The organism is Pantoea alfalfae (assembly GCF_019880205.1).
Classification (GTDB): Bacteria; Pseudomonadota; Gammaproteobacteria; order Enterobacterales; family Enterobacteriaceae; genus Pantoea; species Pantoea alfalfae.
This window is the reverse complement of record NZ_CP082292.1, coordinates 1999754-2015800: the sequence shown is the minus strand read 5'-3', so window position 1 is coordinate 2015800 and position 16047 is coordinate 1999754. Positions and strand designations below refer to the sequence as shown.

18 protein-coding genes are annotated in these 16047 nt (G+C 55.0%); 9 read left to right on the top strand and 9 right to left on the bottom strand.

Annotated elements, in window-relative coordinates:
- Positions 1 to 99 precede the first annotated feature (99 nt).
- Positions 100 to 993, bottom strand: coding sequence for a LysR family transcriptional regulator (locus K6R05_RS09365; RefSeq protein WP_161735890.1), 894 nt, complete (start codon positions 991 to 993; stop codon positions 100 to 102).
- A gap of 95 nt (positions 994 to 1088) precedes the next feature.
- Between K6R05_RS09365 and ynfM the strand changes: the two genes are divergently transcribed.
- The 3 genes from ynfM to K6R05_RS09350 all read left to right on the top strand — a co-directional run bounded on the left by ynfM (position 1089) and on the right by K6R05_RS09350 (position 4239).
- On the top strand, positions 1089 to 2339 hold the full coding sequence (gene ynfM, locus K6R05_RS09360; protein ID WP_222924008.1) for a multidrug efflux MFS transporter YnfM/SxtP(Kp): 1251 nt from the start codon (positions 1089 to 1091) through the stop codon (positions 2337 to 2339).
- Positions 2340 to 2507: 168 nt separating this feature from the next.
- Positions 2508 to 2768, top strand: a complete 261-nt coding sequence (locus K6R05_RS09355; protein ID WP_033732735.1) for a hypothetical protein — start codon at positions 2508 to 2510, stop codon at positions 2766 to 2768.
- Positions 2769 to 3054: 286 nt separating this feature from the next.
- Positions 3055 to 4239 carry a sugar transporter gene (locus tag K6R05_RS09350; RefSeq protein WP_222924007.1) on the top strand — a complete coding sequence of 395 codons (1185 nt, stop codon included), beginning with the start codon at positions 3055 to 3057 and terminating at the stop codon, positions 4237 to 4239.
- A 78-nt stretch (positions 4240 to 4317) separates the two neighbouring features.
- Here the strand turns inward: K6R05_RS09350 and bhsA (K6R05_RS09345) are convergent, their stop codons facing one another.
- Positions 4318 to 4575 (bottom strand): multiple stress resistance protein BhsA, encoded by a 258-nt coding sequence (bhsA, locus tag K6R05_RS09345; protein WP_090960886.1) that lies wholly within the window; start codon positions 4573 to 4575, stop codon positions 4318 to 4320.
- Positions 4576 to 4611: 36 nt separating this feature from the next.
- Positions 4612 to 4869, bottom strand: a complete 258-nt coding sequence (bhsA, locus tag K6R05_RS09340) for a multiple stress resistance protein BhsA (protein ID WP_222924006.1) — start codon at positions 4867 to 4869, stop codon at positions 4612 to 4614.
- Between the two features lie 308 nt (positions 4870 to 5177).
- Between bhsA (K6R05_RS09340) and K6R05_RS09335 the strand changes: the two genes are divergently transcribed.
- Positions 5178 to 5828 carry a TetR/AcrR family transcriptional regulator gene (locus tag K6R05_RS09335; protein ID WP_222924005.1) on the top strand — a complete coding sequence of 217 codons (651 nt, stop codon included), beginning with the start codon at positions 5178 to 5180 and terminating at the stop codon, positions 5826 to 5828.
- Between the two features lie 34 nt (positions 5829 to 5862).
- Here K6R05_RS09335 and rhaM read toward each other — a convergent pair whose 3' ends face one another.
- Genes rhaM through rhaB form a run of 4 tightly spaced genes read right to left on the bottom strand, consistent with a single transcriptional unit; the run spans position 5863 to position 9741 of the window.
- Positions 5863 to 6177, bottom strand: a complete 315-nt coding sequence (rhaM, locus tag K6R05_RS09330) for an L-rhamnose mutarotase (protein ID WP_161735880.1) — start codon at positions 6175 to 6177, stop codon at positions 5863 to 5865.
- A complete protein-coding gene (rhaD, locus tag K6R05_RS09325) occupies positions 6167 to 7009 on the bottom strand; it encodes a rhamnulose-1-phosphate aldolase (RefSeq protein WP_222924004.1) in 843 nt (280 codons plus the stop codon). The genes rhaM and rhaD overlap by 11 nt, the downstream gene beginning before the upstream one ends.
- A gap of 10 nt (positions 7010 to 7019) precedes the next feature.
- On the bottom strand, positions 7020 to 8276 hold the full coding sequence (locus tag K6R05_RS09320) for an L-rhamnose isomerase (protein WP_222924003.1): 1257 nt from the start codon (positions 8274 to 8276) through the stop codon (positions 7020 to 7022).
- A complete protein-coding gene (gene rhaB, locus K6R05_RS09315) occupies positions 8269 to 9741 on the bottom strand; it encodes a rhamnulokinase (protein ID WP_222924002.1) in 1473 nt (490 codons plus the stop codon). Before rhaB ends, K6R05_RS09320 begins: the two co-directional genes overlap by 8 nt.
- Positions 9742 to 10032: 291 nt before the next feature.
- Here rhaB and rhaS point away from each other — a divergent pair, with 291 nt between their 5' ends.
- Together rhaS and rhaR are read left to right on the top strand one after the other, a co-directional pair.
- On the top strand, positions 10033 to 10854 hold the full coding sequence (gene rhaS / locus K6R05_RS09310; RefSeq protein ID WP_222924001.1) for an HTH-type transcriptional activator RhaS: 822 nt from the start codon (positions 10033 to 10035) through the stop codon (positions 10852 to 10854).
- An 11-nt stretch (positions 10855 to 10865) separates the two neighbouring features.
- On the top strand, positions 10866 to 11732 hold the full coding sequence (gene rhaR / locus K6R05_RS09305; RefSeq protein ID WP_161735872.1) for an HTH-type transcriptional activator RhaR: 867 nt from the start codon (positions 10866 to 10868) through the stop codon (positions 11730 to 11732).
- A 529-nt stretch (positions 11733 to 12261) separates the two neighbouring features.
- On the opposite strand, the gene rhaT is transcribed toward rhaR, so the two are convergent.
- Positions 12262 to 13296 carry an L-rhamnose/proton symporter RhaT gene (gene rhaT, locus K6R05_RS09300; protein WP_222924000.1) on the bottom strand — a complete coding sequence of 345 codons (1035 nt, stop codon included), beginning with the start codon at positions 13294 to 13296 and terminating at the stop codon, positions 12262 to 12264.
- 358 nt (positions 13297 to 13654) lie between these two features.
- On the opposite strand from rhaT, the gene K6R05_RS09295 reads away from it, so the two are divergent.
- The gene (locus K6R05_RS09295; protein WP_013357928.1) at positions 13655 to 13978 is read left to right on the top strand and encodes a hypothetical protein; all 324 of its coding nucleotides are present in this window, start codon (positions 13655 to 13657) and stop codon (positions 13976 to 13978) included.
- A gap of 43 nt (positions 13979 to 14021) precedes the next feature.
- Entirely contained in the window at positions 14022 to 14120 is a 99-nt protein-coding gene (locus K6R05_RS09290) for a YoaK family small membrane protein (RefSeq protein ID WP_008925225.1), read from the top strand.
- A 3-nt stretch (positions 14121 to 14123) separates the two neighbouring features.
- On the opposite strand, the gene K6R05_RS09285 is transcribed toward K6R05_RS09290, so the two are convergent.
- Positions 14124 to 14390: a DksA/TraR family C4-type zinc finger protein gene (locus K6R05_RS09285; RefSeq protein ID WP_098050469.1), complete on the bottom strand. Its 267-nt coding sequence runs from the start codon at positions 14388 to 14390 to the stop codon at positions 14124 to 14126.
- 196 nt (positions 14391 to 14586) lie between these two features.
- Here K6R05_RS09285 and aldA point away from each other — a divergent pair, with 196 nt between their 5' ends.
- Positions 14587 to 16023 carry an aldehyde dehydrogenase gene (aldA, locus tag K6R05_RS09280; RefSeq protein ID WP_222923999.1) on the top strand — a complete coding sequence of 479 codons (1437 nt, stop codon included), beginning with the start codon at positions 14587 to 14589 and terminating at the stop codon, positions 16021 to 16023.
- Positions 16024 to 16047 lie beyond the last annotated feature (24 nt).

The following is a 16047-nucleotide window of genomic DNA, read 5'->3' as shown; positions in this document are numbered from 1 at the left end:
AATAAACATGCGCCATGGTGAGGCAGATCAGGCGACAGCGTCAAATATTTGATTAGAAATGTGATTTATCGCACAGATTGATGCTGTGTCACGCTCGCTTCAGGCGTGGTTTTCACGCAGCAACGCCATCATATTCTCCATCTGCGCATTTATTTCGCGTCCGGCTGACCAGACCAGCCAGAGTTCTGAAATCGCATCCTCTTCCGTTAAGGGCAGCCAGACCAAATCGGCCAGCCGTGCCCGGCGAAAGGAGGCGGGCAGAATGGAAACGCCTAAACCGGTTGCCACCAGCCCCAGGATGGTCATCGCCTCACCCACTTCCTGGGTGATGTAAGGCTTGATGTGGTAGCGGTGCAGCAATGCCAGAATATCGCTATAGAGCGCGGTTCCGCCCTGAGGATCGAAAAAGACAAAGGGTTCAGCCGCCAGCGCCGTCACAGAGATCTTTTCAGCCTCAGCCAGCAGATGCGCCTTGTGCACCACGGCATAGAGCGGCTCGCTCAGTAGCAGCTGATGACGCAGGTCGGCGGGCAGCGGCGTGTTGCGCATCACGCCGAGATCGAGCCGTCCGTCATGTAACGGTGCCAGCTGCTGGCGAGTGTTGATCTCCTGCATCTGAATATGCACCTGCGGCCAGCGCTGACGAAACTGGAACAGCGCATCAGAAACTACGGCGGTAAACGGAGCCGATGAGGTAAAGCCGATCCGCAGCTCTCCCTCTTCGCCACGATGTAACCGGGAAGCGCGATCGGCCGCCTGCTCAACCTGCAACAGTATCGCCCGGGCATCGCTCAGCAACTGATGGCCGGCGGCGGTCAGCTGCACGCTGCGGTTGTTACGGGTAAACAGCCTTGCGCCGGTCTCCGCCTCCAGCTGAATAATCTGCTGGCTGAGCGGCGGTTGGGAAATATTCAGACGCTGGGCTGCCCGCCCGAAATGGAGCTCTTCCGCCACCGCAATGAAGTAGCGCAGATGACGCAGTTCGATATTCATATTTTAAACGTCTTATTTGAGATTATTAATATATTAGACAACATAATGCCACTTTCCTAAGCTGACGACAGGTTTTCAGACTGAGAGGAAGATGTGTGAGTCGCTCAATACAGGCCACAGTGGATGAGAAAGCGGTGGCTGAACCGCAGGAGTCCGTTGCCGCAGCAGGTCATATCCGGCGGGGAACACCCGCTTTTATGCGCGTCACGCTGGCGCTTTTCTCTGCGGGGCTGGCGACGTTTGCCCTGCTCTACTGCGTGCAGCCGATTCTGCCGGTGCTGTCACAGCAGTTTGGTGTTTCTCCGGCGACCAGCAGCCTGTCGCTCTCTATCTCTACCGGCCTGATGGCGCTAGGTCTGCTGGTGACCGGGCCGCTCTCTGATGCTATCGGGCGCAAATCGGTAATGGTGACCGCTCTGATGCTGGCGGCCATCTGCACGCTGATCTCCGCCACCATGACCAGCTGGCACGGCATTCTGATTATGCGGGCGCTGATGGGACTGTCGCTCAGCGGTGTTGCGGCGGTCGGTATGACCTATCTTAGCGAGGAGATGGATGCGCGGGTCGTCGCCTTTTCAATGGGGTTGTATATCAGCGGTAACTCAATTGGCGGGATGAGCGGGCGTCTGTTAAGCGGTGTCCTGACCGACCTCTTCTCCTGGCGCATCGCCGTGGCGGTGATTGGCTGTTTTTCGCTGGCCTCAGCGCTGATGTTCTGGAAGATCCTGCCTGCATCGCGTCATTTCCGCCCCATCACGCTGCGTCCACGTAATCTGCTGATTAACTTCCGGCTGCACTGGCGCGATCCGGGCCTGCCCTGGCTGTTTGCCGAAGGCTTTCTGCTGATGGGTGCCTTCGTCACCCTGTTTAACTATATTGGCTACCGTTTACTGGATGCGCCCTGGCATCTCAGCCAGGCCGTGGTGGGTCTGTTATCAGTGGTCTATCTCACCGGCTCATGGAGTTCACCTAAAGCGGGTGCGCTGACCAGTCGTCTGGGACGCGGGCCGGTGATGCTGGGCGCAACAGCCATCATGCTGCTGGGTTTGCTGGTCACTGCCTTTAACTCGCTCTGGCTGATTCTGCCTGGAATGATGCTGTTCACCGCCGGTTTTTTTGCCGCTCATGCGGTCGCCAGCGGCTGGATTGGTCCCCGTGCACGCCGGGCGCGTGGGCAGGCTTCCTCGCTCTATCTGTTCAGTTACTACGTGGGTTCCAGCGTGGCGGGCACGCTGGGCGGTCTGTTCTGGCATAATTTTGGCTGGAGCGGAATCACGCTGTTTATCAGCGTTCTGCTGATCCTGGCGCTGCTGGTTGCCTCGCGTCTGCATAGTAAAAGACTCTGACCGTTTTCTCCCGAGCCAGGCTCCGACCTCTCCAGCGGGCCTGGCAGCTTATCATGCTGAACATTCCCTTCAGATCCATAACAAACAAAACGTGCTTTTCCCGCTATAATCCTTTTTATTGTAATAATTCATCTGCTTTGCCTTTTAACACGGCAACAAGGACCGCCTGTGGCTCTCTACTACTACGTTAATAAACAATCGGGATATAACGATAATCATGTTGTTCATGCCGCGGGCTGCCCCCATCTTCCTGACATGGATAACCGACTGTTTCTGGGCAGTTTTTATCATGTGAATGCCGCCATTCTGCAGGCAAAAAAATATTATGCGGGAGCCATCGGCTGCGAAAACTGCTGTCCGCTTAATCACAGCGACCCGCAGGCCAGTCAGCTTAGTGTGGCCCTGAAACATACTCCGCCATCGCGTTAATCAAACGGACAGCCCAGAGGTGAAACGCTTCCCGCTGTGCTGTTCCATGACATCCTGCCTGAGGGTAACCCGCTGCTCTGAATGATGATTGCACCTCTTCGCTCCTGATAACCTCAGGCTATCGCCCTGTGACAGGGAGATAATTAAAAATCAGCAATAAAAGGCATTTATAAGGTTTCGCTTCCCGCTTTATTCACTACAATGGTCAGTAATTTGTGACGCAGGTCACTTTCACTGGATGTTTCTGCCACATCCGATTTCGCTGTACTGACTGACTTGACTCCTCATGCAACCAACAACTGTTTCACGTAAAACTGCCTGGCTACGCGTGGTATTGCTGGCCATCGCCGCATTTGTCTTCAATACCACCGAGTTCGTGCCGGTTGGCCTGTTGTCCGATATCGCTGCTGACTTTTCAATGCAGACGGCTGATGTCGGGATCATGCTGACCATCTACGCCTGGGTAGTCGCACTGCTTTCACTGCCGCTGATGCTGCTGACCCGCAACATTGAGCGACGGCTGCTGCTGGGCGTGTTGTTCCTGATTTTTATCGTCAGCCACATACTTTCGACCGTCGCCTGGGATTTCCGGTCGCTGATGGTATCGCGCGTCGGCATCGCCCTGTCTCATGCGGTGTTCTGGTCGATCACCGCCTCGCTGGCGATTCGTGTTGCCCCGGCGGGTAAAAAAACCCAGGCGCTGAGTATGCTGGCGACCGGTACCGCGCTGGCGATGGTGCTGGGCGTGCCGATTGGCCGCGTAGTGGGACAGTATCTTGGCTGGCGCACCACTTTCGGCGCAATTGGGCTTTCGGCTCTGGTGCTGATGATCATGCTGGTACGTATTCTGCCACGCTTGCCGAGTGAGCATACCGGTTCGCTGAGCAGCGTCCCGATGCTGTTTCGTCGTCCGGCGCTGGTCAGCATGTATCTGCTGGTGACGCTGGTGGTGACCGCGCATTACACCGCCTACAGCTATATCGAGCCATTTATGCAGACCGTCGCGCACGCCAGCGGCAATTTCACAACCCTGCTGCTGCTGCTGTTTGGTTCAGCGGGCATTATCGGCAGCCTGCTCTTCAGTACGCTGGGTAACAAATTTCCTTCCGCCCTGCTGATTGCTGCCATTGCGCTGATCACCCTTTGCATGGGCCTGCTGATCTTTGCCGCCGTCCGCCCTGCAGCTATCTCCACGCTGTGCGTTGTCTGGGGAGTGGCGATGATGATGATCGGGCTGGGTATGCAGGTGCGGGTACTCTCGCTGGCACCAGATGCCACGGATGTTGCAATGTCGCTGATGTCCGGTATCTACAATATTGGTATTGGCGCGGGCGCGCTGCTGGGTAACCAGGTCAGTCTCCATCTGGGCATGGCTGAAGTGGGGAATGTCGGCGGGGTGATTGGTCTGGTGGCGTTGCTGTGGTGTGTTTATATTTTCCGACGCTATCCGCAGTTACGCAGTAACGGATAATCAGCGCGGTACTAAATAAAAAAGGCTTCAGATAAGTAGGTTTATCTGAAGCCTGTTTATGATTATTTATAGCGCCTGTTACTTATAAAGAACGGCTGTGCCATGCAGGTTGTTGCTGCCAGAGGTCGAAGTGATGCGGAAAGACTTTGCGCCGACATCGCTGGCCTTCTCTGACAGCTGCTGCTCCAGCGAGGTCAGATTCGTGCTGCCCGTTGCGCTGATGACACCGATTTTTTGCTGATCCAGCGGGGTGCTGCTTACCTGTTGGGCCGCCACGCTGGCAAAGGAGAGGCCACTTAGCACCGCCGCCGCGACCATCATATTGATACGTTTCATAACGAACCCCTTCTCACTTCATCTGTTGAAACCAAATTACTGATAAATCACAGCCGTGCCGTGCAGTTTATTCTGGCCGCTGGTTGAGGTGATGCGGAATGATTTCGCACCGGCTTCATCAGCTTTGGCACTCAGCTGTGATTCAAGGGAAGTCAGGTTGGTGCCACCTTGTACTGAGATGGTGCCTACTGGCTGCTGATTAGACGGCTCACTGGTCACGAGATCAGCGGCATAAGCGCCAAAAGTCAGGGTAGTCAGTAGCAGTGCTGCCAAAGTAGTTTTGATGGATTTCATAAAATTCTCTCTATTCGGTATTTGAATTCGGATGGTCTGAGTCGAGTTGTCGTCGTTTAATTAACGAACGTTAAATAAATGATAGACTCTGATCCGATTCGTCGTCAACATTTATTTAATGAACGTTATTTTATTCGTGAAGTGGCGTGATTATGGGCTTCAGCCCCTTTTCTGACTTAACCATAGGGGCGGTAAGATTGCGCCGACGCACAAAATGACAACGCTTGTGGGTGACGTTTTTAATAGACCTTGCACATTTTTATAATGATCGGTAATTTAATAAGATGTTTTACTGTCTGAGAGGGTGTATGAGTCAGGTTCAGGATTGCGATGTAAAAAAATGCCGCGGCCGACCCAAAGTGTTCGATCGCGAAGCCGCGCTTGATAAAGCTCTGACCCTGTTCTGGACGCACGGTTACGAGGGAACCTCTCTCGCCGATCTGGTCGCCGCAACCGGCGCAAAAGCGCCAACCCTCTACGCAGAATTTGTGAATAAAGAGGGACTATTTCGCGCAGCGATGGAGCGTTATGTAGAGAAGTTCAGCGCATGGCGTAAAGCGGCATTAGGCGATGATCAGTTACCGGTGGATCGGGCCATTGAAGCCTATTTCCGCTCTACTGCAGCCTGTTTTACCGAACGTGACTCTCCCGGTGGGTGCTTCTTTATCTGCACCTCAACTGCCCTGTCGGCGGCGTCGGCAGAGATTGCCGCCATGCTACAACAGCAACATCAGTCGCAGGAGCATGTGCTGAGTGATTTTTTGCTGGCGCGCCAGCGACGTGGCGAACTGAGTGCGGCAGTAAATATTCCGGCGCTGTCACGTTATCTGAGTTGTATGCTGCAGGGCATGTCAGTGCGCGCGCGCGAAGGCGCAGAGCGTGACGATCTTGAGGGTATTATTGATACGCTGATGGCCATGTGGCCAACGCTGACCGGCTTGTGTCAGGCTAAGCGTTAGAGTATCAGGGCGGCGATGCCGCCCTTTCCCTGCTTTATTCCAGAAAGAACACTGGTTTCAATGACTGACTGATCGGGCTGTTATCCGCATTAGACGGCATCACATCTTTCATTGATGCCCACCAGCGCTGACACACCTCGGTTTTTGCCACCGCTTCCCAGCGTGCTTCAGATTCAATCTCAACGCTGGCGAACAGCAGACTGCGCTCTGCGTCCAGCCAGATGGCATAGTTATGCGCGCCGTGTGCTTTCAGCGTCTCAGCCAGTTCAGGCCAGATTGGGGAGTGACGACGCTCATACTCTGCATGACAGTCGGCATTCACCTGCATCACAAAGGCTTTACGCAGCATTGGCTGGCCCCACATTCAGCGCCGGTTGCCACGGCTTCACGCCAAAGCGCTCACCCAAGGCAATCAGCTGTTCGGTGGTGATGCTCTGGCGAATTCCGCCCATTGAAAGCACTTTGACGATCACTTCTGACGATTTTTCCGCCGTATCAATCAGACCAAAGGTTTCATCGAGTGTCGGGCCTGTGCCAAAGACGCCGTGGAATGGCCACATCACCAGGGTGTGAGACTGCATCTGTCCGGCAGTCGCAGTGCCGATTTCATCGGTGCCAGGAACCATCCATGGCAGCACACCCACGCCATCCGGGAAGACCACCAGACATTCGGTACTGCCTTCCCACAGCAAACGGGTAAAGCGCGCAGAGTCCATCTCAACCACGTAACTCAGAGCCATAAAGTTGGTCGCATGGCAGTGCATTATCACCCGATCTGCGCCTTTGCTGACGGCTTTACGTACCGCATGAGACTGAAAGTGTGATGCCAGCTCAGAGGTGGGCAAACCGCCATTCGACAGGCCCCAGTGAATTTTATAGGAAAGTCCCTTGTCATCCACCTGCAGCAGTGCCAGACAATCCGCCGGATCCAGCTGGACGTTGCGCATGAATTTACCTGACCCGGTTACCAGAAACCAGTCATTCGCCAGCGCTGGCGCTGGCTGTGTCAGCTCAATGCAACGCGGCTCCTTATAGAAATCGGTGGCGAAGGGCTTAACCTCCTCCTCCAGCAGACGGAGGCTGACGTTACCGCCGTTACGTTCGTCCCAGCCCTTGAGCCACATGTCGCTGGTCGCTTTGACCATTCCCTTAACAAATCCGGAAGAAAGAATGCTTTGCATAATGAAATCCTTAACGTTGGCTCAAGATCTGTTGTTCATAATGACGGACATCGCCTAACCAGCTGGCATCAGCCGGGACGTCATGGCGCAGGCACCACGCTTCCCAGACCGCCTGCCATGGCAGTGATTTTTGCTCTTCCAGCAGGGTAAGCCGCGCGGTGTAATCGCCGCTGTTCTCGGCCTGCCGTAAGCGGTCGGTTGGCTCCAGTAAGGCACGCAGCAGCGCTTTTTTGGTATTACGGGTGCCGATAACCCAGGCGGCAATACGGTTAATTGAGGCGTCGAAGAAGTCGAGGCCGATATGCACTTTGTCGAACAGCTGGTGACGGACAATCTCACTGGCGATAGCCTGGGTCTCATCATCCAGCAGCACAACATGGTCGCTATCCCAGCGCACCGGACGGCTGACGTGCAGCAGCAGGCGCGGCACATAGAGCATGGCGGCGGAAATTTTGTCGGAAATCACTTCAGTGGGATGGAAATGTCCTGCATCCAGGCACAGCGCCGTCTGGCGACTGGCGGCATAGCCAAGATAAAACTCATTAGAACCTACGGTGTAGCTCTCAGCGCCTATGCCAAACAGCTTGCTCTCAACCGCATCGATATGATGCTGCGGGTTGATTTTTTCTGAGATGATTTCATCCAGCGCACTCATCAGGCGCTCACGCGGGGCAAGCCGATCCACGGTGATATCTTTCATACCGTCCGGCACCCAGATATTCATCATTGAGGGGGTGCCAAGCTGCTCACCAAATGAAGCGGAGATGAGGCGACTCGCTTTGCAGTGGTCGATCCAGAACTGACGGACGGTTTTATCACTGTGCGATAGCGTAAAGCCATCAGCGCTCTTTGGATGCGAGAAGCAGCTTGGGTTAAAATCGAGACCCAGCTTATTCTCTTTGGCCCAGGCGACCCAATTGGCAAAATGGGCAGGTTCAATGGCATCCCTGTCCACCGGCTTGTCGCTTTCAAGGTAGATAGCGTGCAGGTTCAGACGTTTAGCGCCAGGGATCAGCGACATAGCCTTGTCGATATCACTGCGTAGTTCACTGGCATTCCGTGCCCGTCCAGGGTAGTTACCGGTCGCCTGAATGCCGCCGGTCAATGCGCCCTGGGGGTTCTCAAATCCCCGGACATCATCACCCTGCCAGCAGTGCATGGAGACCGGAATGCGATCCAGCTGGCAGATGGCCTGCTCAACATCAACCCCATTTTCAGCGTAGCGTTGTTTAGCCAGTTCAAAAGCCTGTTCAATCTGCTTAGTCATAAGCGGGTTCCTTAGCGGGTTGACTCAGCGTCGCGAAGCGTGCCTGACTGGCACTGAAGACGCTGTGTGTTTGCGGTTCGAATTTTTCGAGTGGGAAGTTGTTAATGACGCTGCAGCGGAAATCAGCCACATCGGTCAGCTCGCCCAGTGCAATCAGCTGGCAACCAACGTTACCCAGCGTGGAGGCTTCAACCGGGCCTGCCAGGACCGGGATCTGGCAGGCATCGGCGCAGAGCTGATTAAGAAAGCGGTTCTGGCTGCCGCCTCCCACCACGTGCAACTGGCTGAAAGGCTTGCCGCGCAACTGAGCCAGCTCCTGGATTACTTCACGGTAGAGCAGCGCCAGGCTATCAAATATGCAGCGCGCCAGCGCAGCGGCAGATTGTGGCACCGGCATGCCCTGCTCTGCGCAGGCGTTCTGAATCTCATTGACCATGCTGTCTGGATTGATGAAACGCGCATCATTGGGACTGATGAGTGAAACACAGGCGGGCTGACGGGCTGTCTCTTCAATCAGCATGCTGAGATCGTCAATCTGCAGTTCGCTGCAGATTCGCTGCAACAGCCACAGCCCCATGATGTTTTTCAGTACGCGATACCCCTCTGCGCCGCCTTCGTTGGTGATGTTGGCGCGCAGTGCAGTATCGCAGGCATAGGGCTGCAGACTTTCGAAGCCCATCAACGACCAGGTACCCGAGCTAAGATAGGCGGCGTCGTCCTGCATCAGCGGCGTTGCAAGAACTGCGCTGGCCGTGTCGTGAGTGGCGACGGCGATCACCGGAACCGCCGTGCCTGCGCGATTGATCCAGTGACCGACGGTATTGCCTGGTGCCTGCGGCTGGCCAAACCATCGCGCATCAACGCCCGCCCAGGCGAGCAAATCGCGATCCCACTCACCGCTGTGAATATTGAGCATTTGCGTGGTGGTCGCGTTGGTGTATTCCCAGTTGAGATTACCGGTCAGGCGATAATGCAGGTAGTCAGGTATCATCAGCGCATGCGCCACGCGGGCCTGCCAGTCGGGCTGCTGCTGATGCAGAGCGCGCATCTGATAGAGTGTATTGAACGGCAGAAACTGAATGCCGGTTCGGGCATAAATGGCGCTACGGCTGAGCTCGTGCTGCGCCTGCTCCATCAGGCCATGCGTGCGCGCATCACGATAGCTGACCGCTTCACCCACCGGCTCACCCTCTGCATCCAGCAGCACCATATCAACACCCCAGGTGTCGATGCCGATACTGTCAGGGACGATGCCTTCATCATCTAACTGAGCCAACCCGGCGCGTATCTCCTGCTCCAGCATAGACAGATCCCAGCAGTCATAACCGGCACGACGCTGGCGCTTATTTTTAAAGCGCCGGACCTCACGCAGTGCCAGCTGGCGCTGCGCGGCATCCCAGCTGGCGAGCATAACCCGTCCGCTGGATGCGCCGAGATCGATAGCAACAATGTTTCTCCTGGTCATGGCGACTTTTCCCTGTGATTAAGTGGTCACAGAGTAAAAATCTTGCCTGGTCGTCACCTTCCCGAGAATGCCAACAGGCGTTAGTGGCTGGCAGATGGGCAAAGAACTTCGTGAGAGAGATCACAGAGATGGCAGCAGAGGCGATGTGACCCCTGCCGCAAATCTGTTAGCTGCCAGGGATTTCTTGAAAAATCAGCATGATTCCTGCTGAGTCCAGCTGAAAATTCAAGGTAAGGTAACAGCGTCCTGATTAGACTGCGTTACGGTTTTGTTAAGCAGCGAGAGACGACGATGACCATATTGCACAGTGCAGATTTTTTTCCCGAAGGCGATTACGCGATAGCGATTGAACCCCGCATACCGCAGGCAGCTTTTCCGGAACATCATCATGATTTTCATGAGATTGTACTGGTGGAGCAAGGCTCCGGCATTCATGTGTTTAATGGCCAGCCGCAGACGCTATGTGCGGGCTGTGTCTGCTTTGTGCGCGATCACGATCGTCATCTCTATGAGCAGACAGACAATCTTTGCCTGACCAATGTGCTTTATCGCAGTCCCGGCGCGTTTCGCTTTCTCTCCGGGCTGCAGGCTTTGTTGCCCTGCGATCAGGACGGGCAATATACCTCTCACTGGCGTATCAATCATAAAGTAATGGCGCAGGCGCTGAGCGTGACAGCGAAAATGCAGCAGGAAGATACCTGGTCGCTGGAGAAACAGGCGCACCAGGAACAGCTCTTTTTACAGTTGCTGGTGCTGCTGCGTGAAGCCTGCATTGACGGGCAGAGTCAGGATCAGGAGGCACGGTTGCATCGCCTGCTCGACTGGCTCGGCGACCATTACAGTGACGAGATTGTCTGGGAGGAGCTGGCTGATCGCTTCTCCCTGTCACTGCGAACCCTGCATCGGCAGATGAAACAGCAAACCGGCAGTACGCCGCAGCGCTATCTGAACCGTTTGCGGCTGTTACAGGCTCGTCATCTGCTGCGTCACAGTGATATGCGAATTACCGATATCGCCTTCCAGTGTGGATTTGGTGACAGTAACCATTTCTCAACCCTGTTCAGGCGCGAATTTGGCTGCGCACCGCGAGCGGAGCGCCAGCAGATGTTGTAAAGGAGCAAAGTATGGCGTTGATACTCAGTCGGGATGACTATTTTCCCGCCGCCAGTTTACCGGTGGCGGTTGCCGAAAGGATGCCCCAACCCTCCTTTCCGCCCCATCAACACGAATTCAGCGAAATCGTGATTGTCTGGCGCGGTAACGGCCTGCATGTCCTCAATGATCGTCCCTGGCTGATAACCTGCGGCGATGTTTTTTATATCCGCGACAGTGACTGCCATAGCTACGATAGCGTCAACAATCTGGTGCTGGATAATATCCTCTACTGCCGTGACCGCTTTGGCCTTAGCCTTGACTGGAATCAGCTCCTGCCACAACAGGGACCGGACTCGCCCAGCTGCTGGCGTCTGACCACGCGCGGCATGTCACTGGCCCGTGGTGTTATCAGCCAGCTGGAGCGTGAAAGCCGCAAAAGCGATCCGCTGTCAGTGCAGCTCTCTGAGGCATTGTTTTTACAGCTGGCATTGATTCTGCGCCGCCATGGTTACGCTGCCGATCGCCCCTGGGCATTGCCGGAGGGGGAACAGCTCGATCTGCTAATGTCAGCCTTGCAGGGTGCCCTTGCCCGTCCCTTCGATCTGGCGGCATTTTGTCAGCAGAATCAGCTCAGTGAGCGGGCGCTGCGGCAGCTTTTTCGTCAGCAGACCGGAATGACCATTGGTCATTACCTGCGCCAGTTGCAGCTCTGCCAGGCAAAATATCTGCTGCGCACTCAGGATTGCCTGATTAGTGAGGTTGCCGCCCGCTGCGGCTTTGATGACAGTAACTATTTCTCGGTGGTCTTCACCCGTGATACCGGTTTAACGCCCAGCGCCTGGCGTCAGCGATTTATTGCGCCACGGCAGGTTTTGAAAAGTGCCGAGTCTGAATAAAAAGGGCCTGTGTTGGAGGCCCATTCAACACCCTTGCGGCAAACAATTTAGCGCACTGAGATTGCCGCAATGAATGAGCAGCAATGCACTTGCTACAAAGCGCAGGGAACACGGTCAGAAGAGGAAAGCGTCCCGCACCATGGACAAAAACGCCAGGCGTTTTTGAACAACCCAGAGCGTTGACCCGGTAATGGGCGCACCTCAGGGATGAGGTGCGTACTAAAAACGCCGGGAGCGTTTTTGAACAACGCAGAGCGTTGGCCCGGTAACGGGCGCACCTCAGGGATGAGGTGCGTACTAAAAACGCCGGGAGCGTTTTTGAACAACGCAGAGCGTTGGCCCGGTAACGGGCGCACCTCAGGGATGAGGTGCGTAATTGTGCGGGTAGAGCATGCCATGGATGGCGGCTTTTGCGTCTTTCCGATCTGATCGTGTTCCCTGAGCGCGCACGATCTGACCGCATCTTTGCTAACGCTAAGGGCCTGTTATTCAGGCCCTTCCTGCATAAAGACAGCATTACTCTTCGCAATCAGGCCGCCATACCCAGCCCGACGATGTTAGCGGCAATGATGATCACCACACAACCGATCGATAACACGCTCACCGGGCGACGCCCTGCTGACTTCCACTCTTTCATCAGCAGGCCCACCAGGCCACCACACAGAACGTAAAGGCTCATGTGCAACATCCAGCTGACGTAGTCATACTGCGCCGGGATTCTGGCGTGGCCCCAGGCGTAAAAGAAGAACTGCAGATACCACATGGTGCCGCCGAGCACCGCAAAAGCGGTATTGGCAATCAGCAGCGACTTCCCGACAGAGAAATCTTTACGTACCGACAGCTCAGGCCGGGTGGCCAGCCGCCAGAAACAAAAGGCCAGATTCACCAGTGCACCGCCGCCCATGATAATGACGTAGCTGGGTAAAGCCACATAAAGCGGATCGATGCCCAGATTAGCGGCGGCCTGATGCATCGGTTTCGCCGCATCCATCGCAAAGGACATACCCGCTGAGAAAATGCCGCACATTACCGCCAGCAGCAGTCCTTTTCTGAGATTAAACTCTTCGGCGTTTATTCCCAGCGCCCGCTCCTTTAATAGCCCGGCACGTGTCACAATCCCAACGCCAATCAGCGCCACCAGCACGCCCAGCAGGGTTAACCGGCCCCCCGCCGAGGCGAACAGTTCGCCAAAACGGCCCTGCAGGAGTGGCGTCATCAGCGTGCCGACCACCAGGGTAATGCCAATTGCGATACCGATTCCCATCGACATGCCGAGGTAACGCATGGTCAGGCCGTAGTTAATATTGCCAATGCCCCACATCGCGCCAAACAGAAAGACCGGCGTCAGTTGCGACAGCGTGAAACTGCTGTAATAGGTCATAAAGTCTGGCAGTAAAATGGCACTCACCGCCCACGGCAGGATCAGCCACGACATCAGGCCACCAATTGACCACATGGTTTCCCATGACCATCTTTTCACCTGTTTAAAAGGCGCGTAAAAACATGCGGCGCTGGCAGCACCGACAAAATGCCAGAATATACCTGCAATAATGGCGCTGTTCATTGTTATTCCCCGGTTAGGTTGAGGCCTGTCGGAAACCTGTCAGCTTCCGTTCAGCATGCAGTCTACGTTTTGCAGGAATTCCTCAGCCTTTGGATAAATGCCGGAAGCCGCAGCGAAGTGGCAATATTTACCCGTTATCAACGTTAAGGATCACAATTTCAACGTTGTCAGATAACCGGACAATGAATATGTTAAGTATCTTATTATTCTGACTTTTTTATCATTTTGCTGTGTGGCGCAGCACACTTTTAAACTGACTGCCATTTAAACTGGTATGGTGGCAAAAGGGCAAAGAAGCCTTCTTTACCGCAGAGAAGGTCGTATAAACTGGGGCAAATTGATTGGATCAGGGATTGGGATGACAACGAAGTGGTTAACACTGTTTCTTTCGCAGTCAGTCAGCCGGGTGATGCTGGATGATCTCCGGGCGATATTACCTGCAGATGCGATAAAGGTGTTTGTGAATGGTCTGGATGAAACGCACTATGCCACCATTGAGTGTGTGCAGGCGGAGCAACATTGCGCCCTTATCGCCTCGGCGATTGTGGTCTGGCGTCAGCTCGGCCATGTACATCATATTATTTATAAAAAAGGCGAGGTGCTGCGTGAGGAGAACGAGGCAACGCAGTTCCAGCTTTTCACCCTGCTGAAAACCCACCGCGCAGTCCTCCAGATCTCATGATAAGATCGCGCTCCCTGAAATCGCTGTTTGCAGCAGGTTGAATATGAGAATTGGAATTCTGTTTCCGATCGCCATCATCGTGGCGGGCGTGGGCTTTCTGGCGTGGTTTATTGGCAGCGGCCTGGCGATGCCAGGCTCCTGAGAGTTAGCGCAGCTGACTGTCTTTACTGCCCCGACGGTTATATAAGCTGCTGGTCTGCTGCTGTTTGTCGATTTTTTCCTGACACGCCACGCAGTAATGCACCCCTTTGAGTGCCTGACGGCGCGCTTCGGGAATCGGTTCGCCGCAGAGTTCACATTCGGTGGCGCTTTCGCCCTGCCCGAGCGATTGTCTGACCCGCTCAATCCCGTCGTTAACGGTGCTATCAATCTGTTCCTGTACTGCGCCTTCTGCCGCCCATCCGCTTGCCATGATTTAACCCCTTTTTCACGATTTCACTCCTTTAAATCTACAACAGATTGACGTTTTTGCCGCAGAACTCACCGATATCTGTGATTGGCTGCCATCCGGACCGCCAGGCTGGCAATAAGCTAAAGGTCACGTTTAGCGATCTGTTTCACCCTGCTATCACATTACTGCAACGTATCGATAGCGGAGAGCTAAGCGAATGACAACACATCATCAACATTACATTAATGGCGAGTTTGTCGCCCATCAGGGTGACCAGTGGATTGAAGTCACCAATCCGGCCACTGAAGCGTTGCTGTCACGCATACCCCAGGGCACCCGTCAGGATGCCAGCCTTGCGATCAATGCCGCCGAAGCCGCTCAGCCGGCGTGGGAAGCGCTGCCTGCGGCAGAGCGCGGCGTCTGGCTGCACAAAATCGCCGGCACCATCCGCAACCGCGAGCCTGAACTGACGGCAACCATCGTGGCGGAAGGCGGCAAAACCCAGGGACTGGCCAGGACGGAAGTGCTGTTTACCGCCGACTACCTCGATTACATGGCGGAGTGGGCCCGCCGTTATGAAGGCGAGATCATCAACAGCGACCGCCCCAACGAAAACATCTTCCTGTTTAAAAAAGCGATTGGCGTCACCACCGGGATTTTACCGTGGAACTTTCCCTTTTTCCTGATCGCCCGCAAAGCGGCGCCAGCCCTGATCACGGGCAACACGATTGTGATTAAACCCAGCGAGCTGACGCCGAACAATGCCGCACTGTTTGCCGACATTATCCAGACGCTGGGTCTGCCCACTGGCGTCATCAACATTGTCTATGGTCTGGGACCGGAAGTGGGACAGGAACTGGCGGCAAATCCTAAGGTCGGGCTGGTGAGCCTGACGGGCAGCGTCGGCGCAGGTATCGCCACCATGGAAGCCGCGGCTAAAAATGTGACCAAAGTGTCGCTGGAACTGGGCGGCAAAGCGCCCGCCATCGTGATGGAGGATGCCGACCTGGATCTCGCGGTGCGATCTATTATCAGCTCACGAGTTATCAACAGCGGCCAGGTCTGTAACTGCGTGGAGCGCGTCTATGTGCAGGAAGGTATTTACGATCGTTTTATCAGCGCACTGACTACCGCATTTCAGCAGGTGACGTTTGGCGATCCCGCCGAACGCAGTGATATCGATATGGGACCGCTGATTAATGCCGCCGCACGGGATCGGGTCGAGCAGAAAGTGGCAGACGCCGTTGCCGCAGGCGCAAAAGTAGTACTGGGCGGCAAGCGTGCCGGAGAGCGAGGCTTTTTCTTCCAGCCCACGCTGCTGACCGATGTCCGTCAGGAGATGGCGATTATGCAGGAGGAGATTTTTGGTCCGGTGCTGCCGGTAATGACCTTTAAAACGCTGGATGAGGCAATTGCGCTGGCCAACGACTGCGAGTACGGACTGACCTCCTCAATTTATACGCAGAATCTCAATACCACCATGATTGCGCTGCGCAAACTTAAGTTTGGCGAAACCTATGTTAATCGTGAGAACTTTGAGGCGATGCAGGGCTTTCACGCCGGATGGCGTAAGTCGGGTGTCGGCGGAGCCGATGGAAAACATGGTCTGGAGGAGTATCTGCAGACCCATGTTGCCTATCTGCAATTCAGTTAAGCGCAGGCTCGATTTTCAGACCTG

Coding starts and splice junctions, on each gene's coding strand:
- K6R05_RS09365 (WP_161735890.1), bottom strand. CDS start 993: ATGAATATCGAACTGCGTCATCTGCGCTACTTCATTGCGGTGGCGGAA.
- K6R05_RS09350 (WP_222924007.1), top strand. CDS start 3,055: ATGCAACCAACAACTGTTTCACGTAAAACTGCCTGGCTACGCGTGGTA.
- bhsA (WP_090960886.1), bottom strand. CDS start 4,575: ATGAAACGTATCAATATGATGGTCGCGGCGGCGGTGCTAAGTGGCCTC.
- bhsA (WP_222924006.1), bottom strand. CDS start 4,869: ATGAAATCCATCAAAACTACTTTGGCAGCACTGCTACTGACTACCCTG.
- K6R05_RS09335 (WP_222924005.1), top strand. CDS start 5,178: ATGAGTCAGGTTCAGGATTGCGATGTAAAAAAATGCCGCGGCCGACCC.
- rhaM (WP_161735880.1), bottom strand. CDS start 6,177: ATGCTGCGTAAAGCCTTTGTGATGCAGGTGAATGCCGACTGTCATGCA.
- rhaD (WP_222924004.1), bottom strand. CDS start 7,009: ATGCAAAGCATTCTTTCTTCCGGATTTGTTAAGGGAATGGTCAAAGCG.
- K6R05_RS09320 (WP_222924003.1), bottom strand. CDS start 8,276: ATGACTAAGCAGATTGAACAGGCTTTTGAACTGGCTAAACAACGCTAC.
- rhaB (WP_222924002.1), bottom strand. CDS start 9,741: ATGACCAGGAGAAACATTGTTGCTATCGATCTCGGCGCATCCAGCGGA.
- rhaS (WP_222924001.1), top strand. CDS start 10,033: ATGACCATATTGCACAGTGCAGATTTTTTTCCCGAAGGCGATTACGCG.
- rhaR (WP_161735872.1), top strand. CDS start 10,866: ATGGCGTTGATACTCAGTCGGGATGACTATTTTCCCGCCGCCAGTTTA.
- rhaT (WP_222924000.1), bottom strand. CDS start 13,296: ATGAACAGCGCCATTATTGCAGGTATATTCTGGCATTTTGTCGGTGCT.
- K6R05_RS09295 (WP_013357928.1), top strand. CDS start 13,655: ATGACAACGAAGTGGTTAACACTGTTTCTTTCGCAGTCAGTCAGCCGG.
- K6R05_RS09290 (WP_008925225.1), top strand. CDS start 14,022: ATGAGAATTGGAATTCTGTTTCCGATCGCCATCATCGTGGCGGGCGTG.
- K6R05_RS09285 (WP_098050469.1), bottom strand. CDS start 14,390: ATGGCAAGCGGATGGGCGGCAGAAGGCGCAGTACAGGAACAGATTGAT.
- aldA (WP_222923999.1), top strand. CDS start 14,587: ATGACAACACATCATCAACATTACATTAATGGCGAGTTTGTCGCCCAT.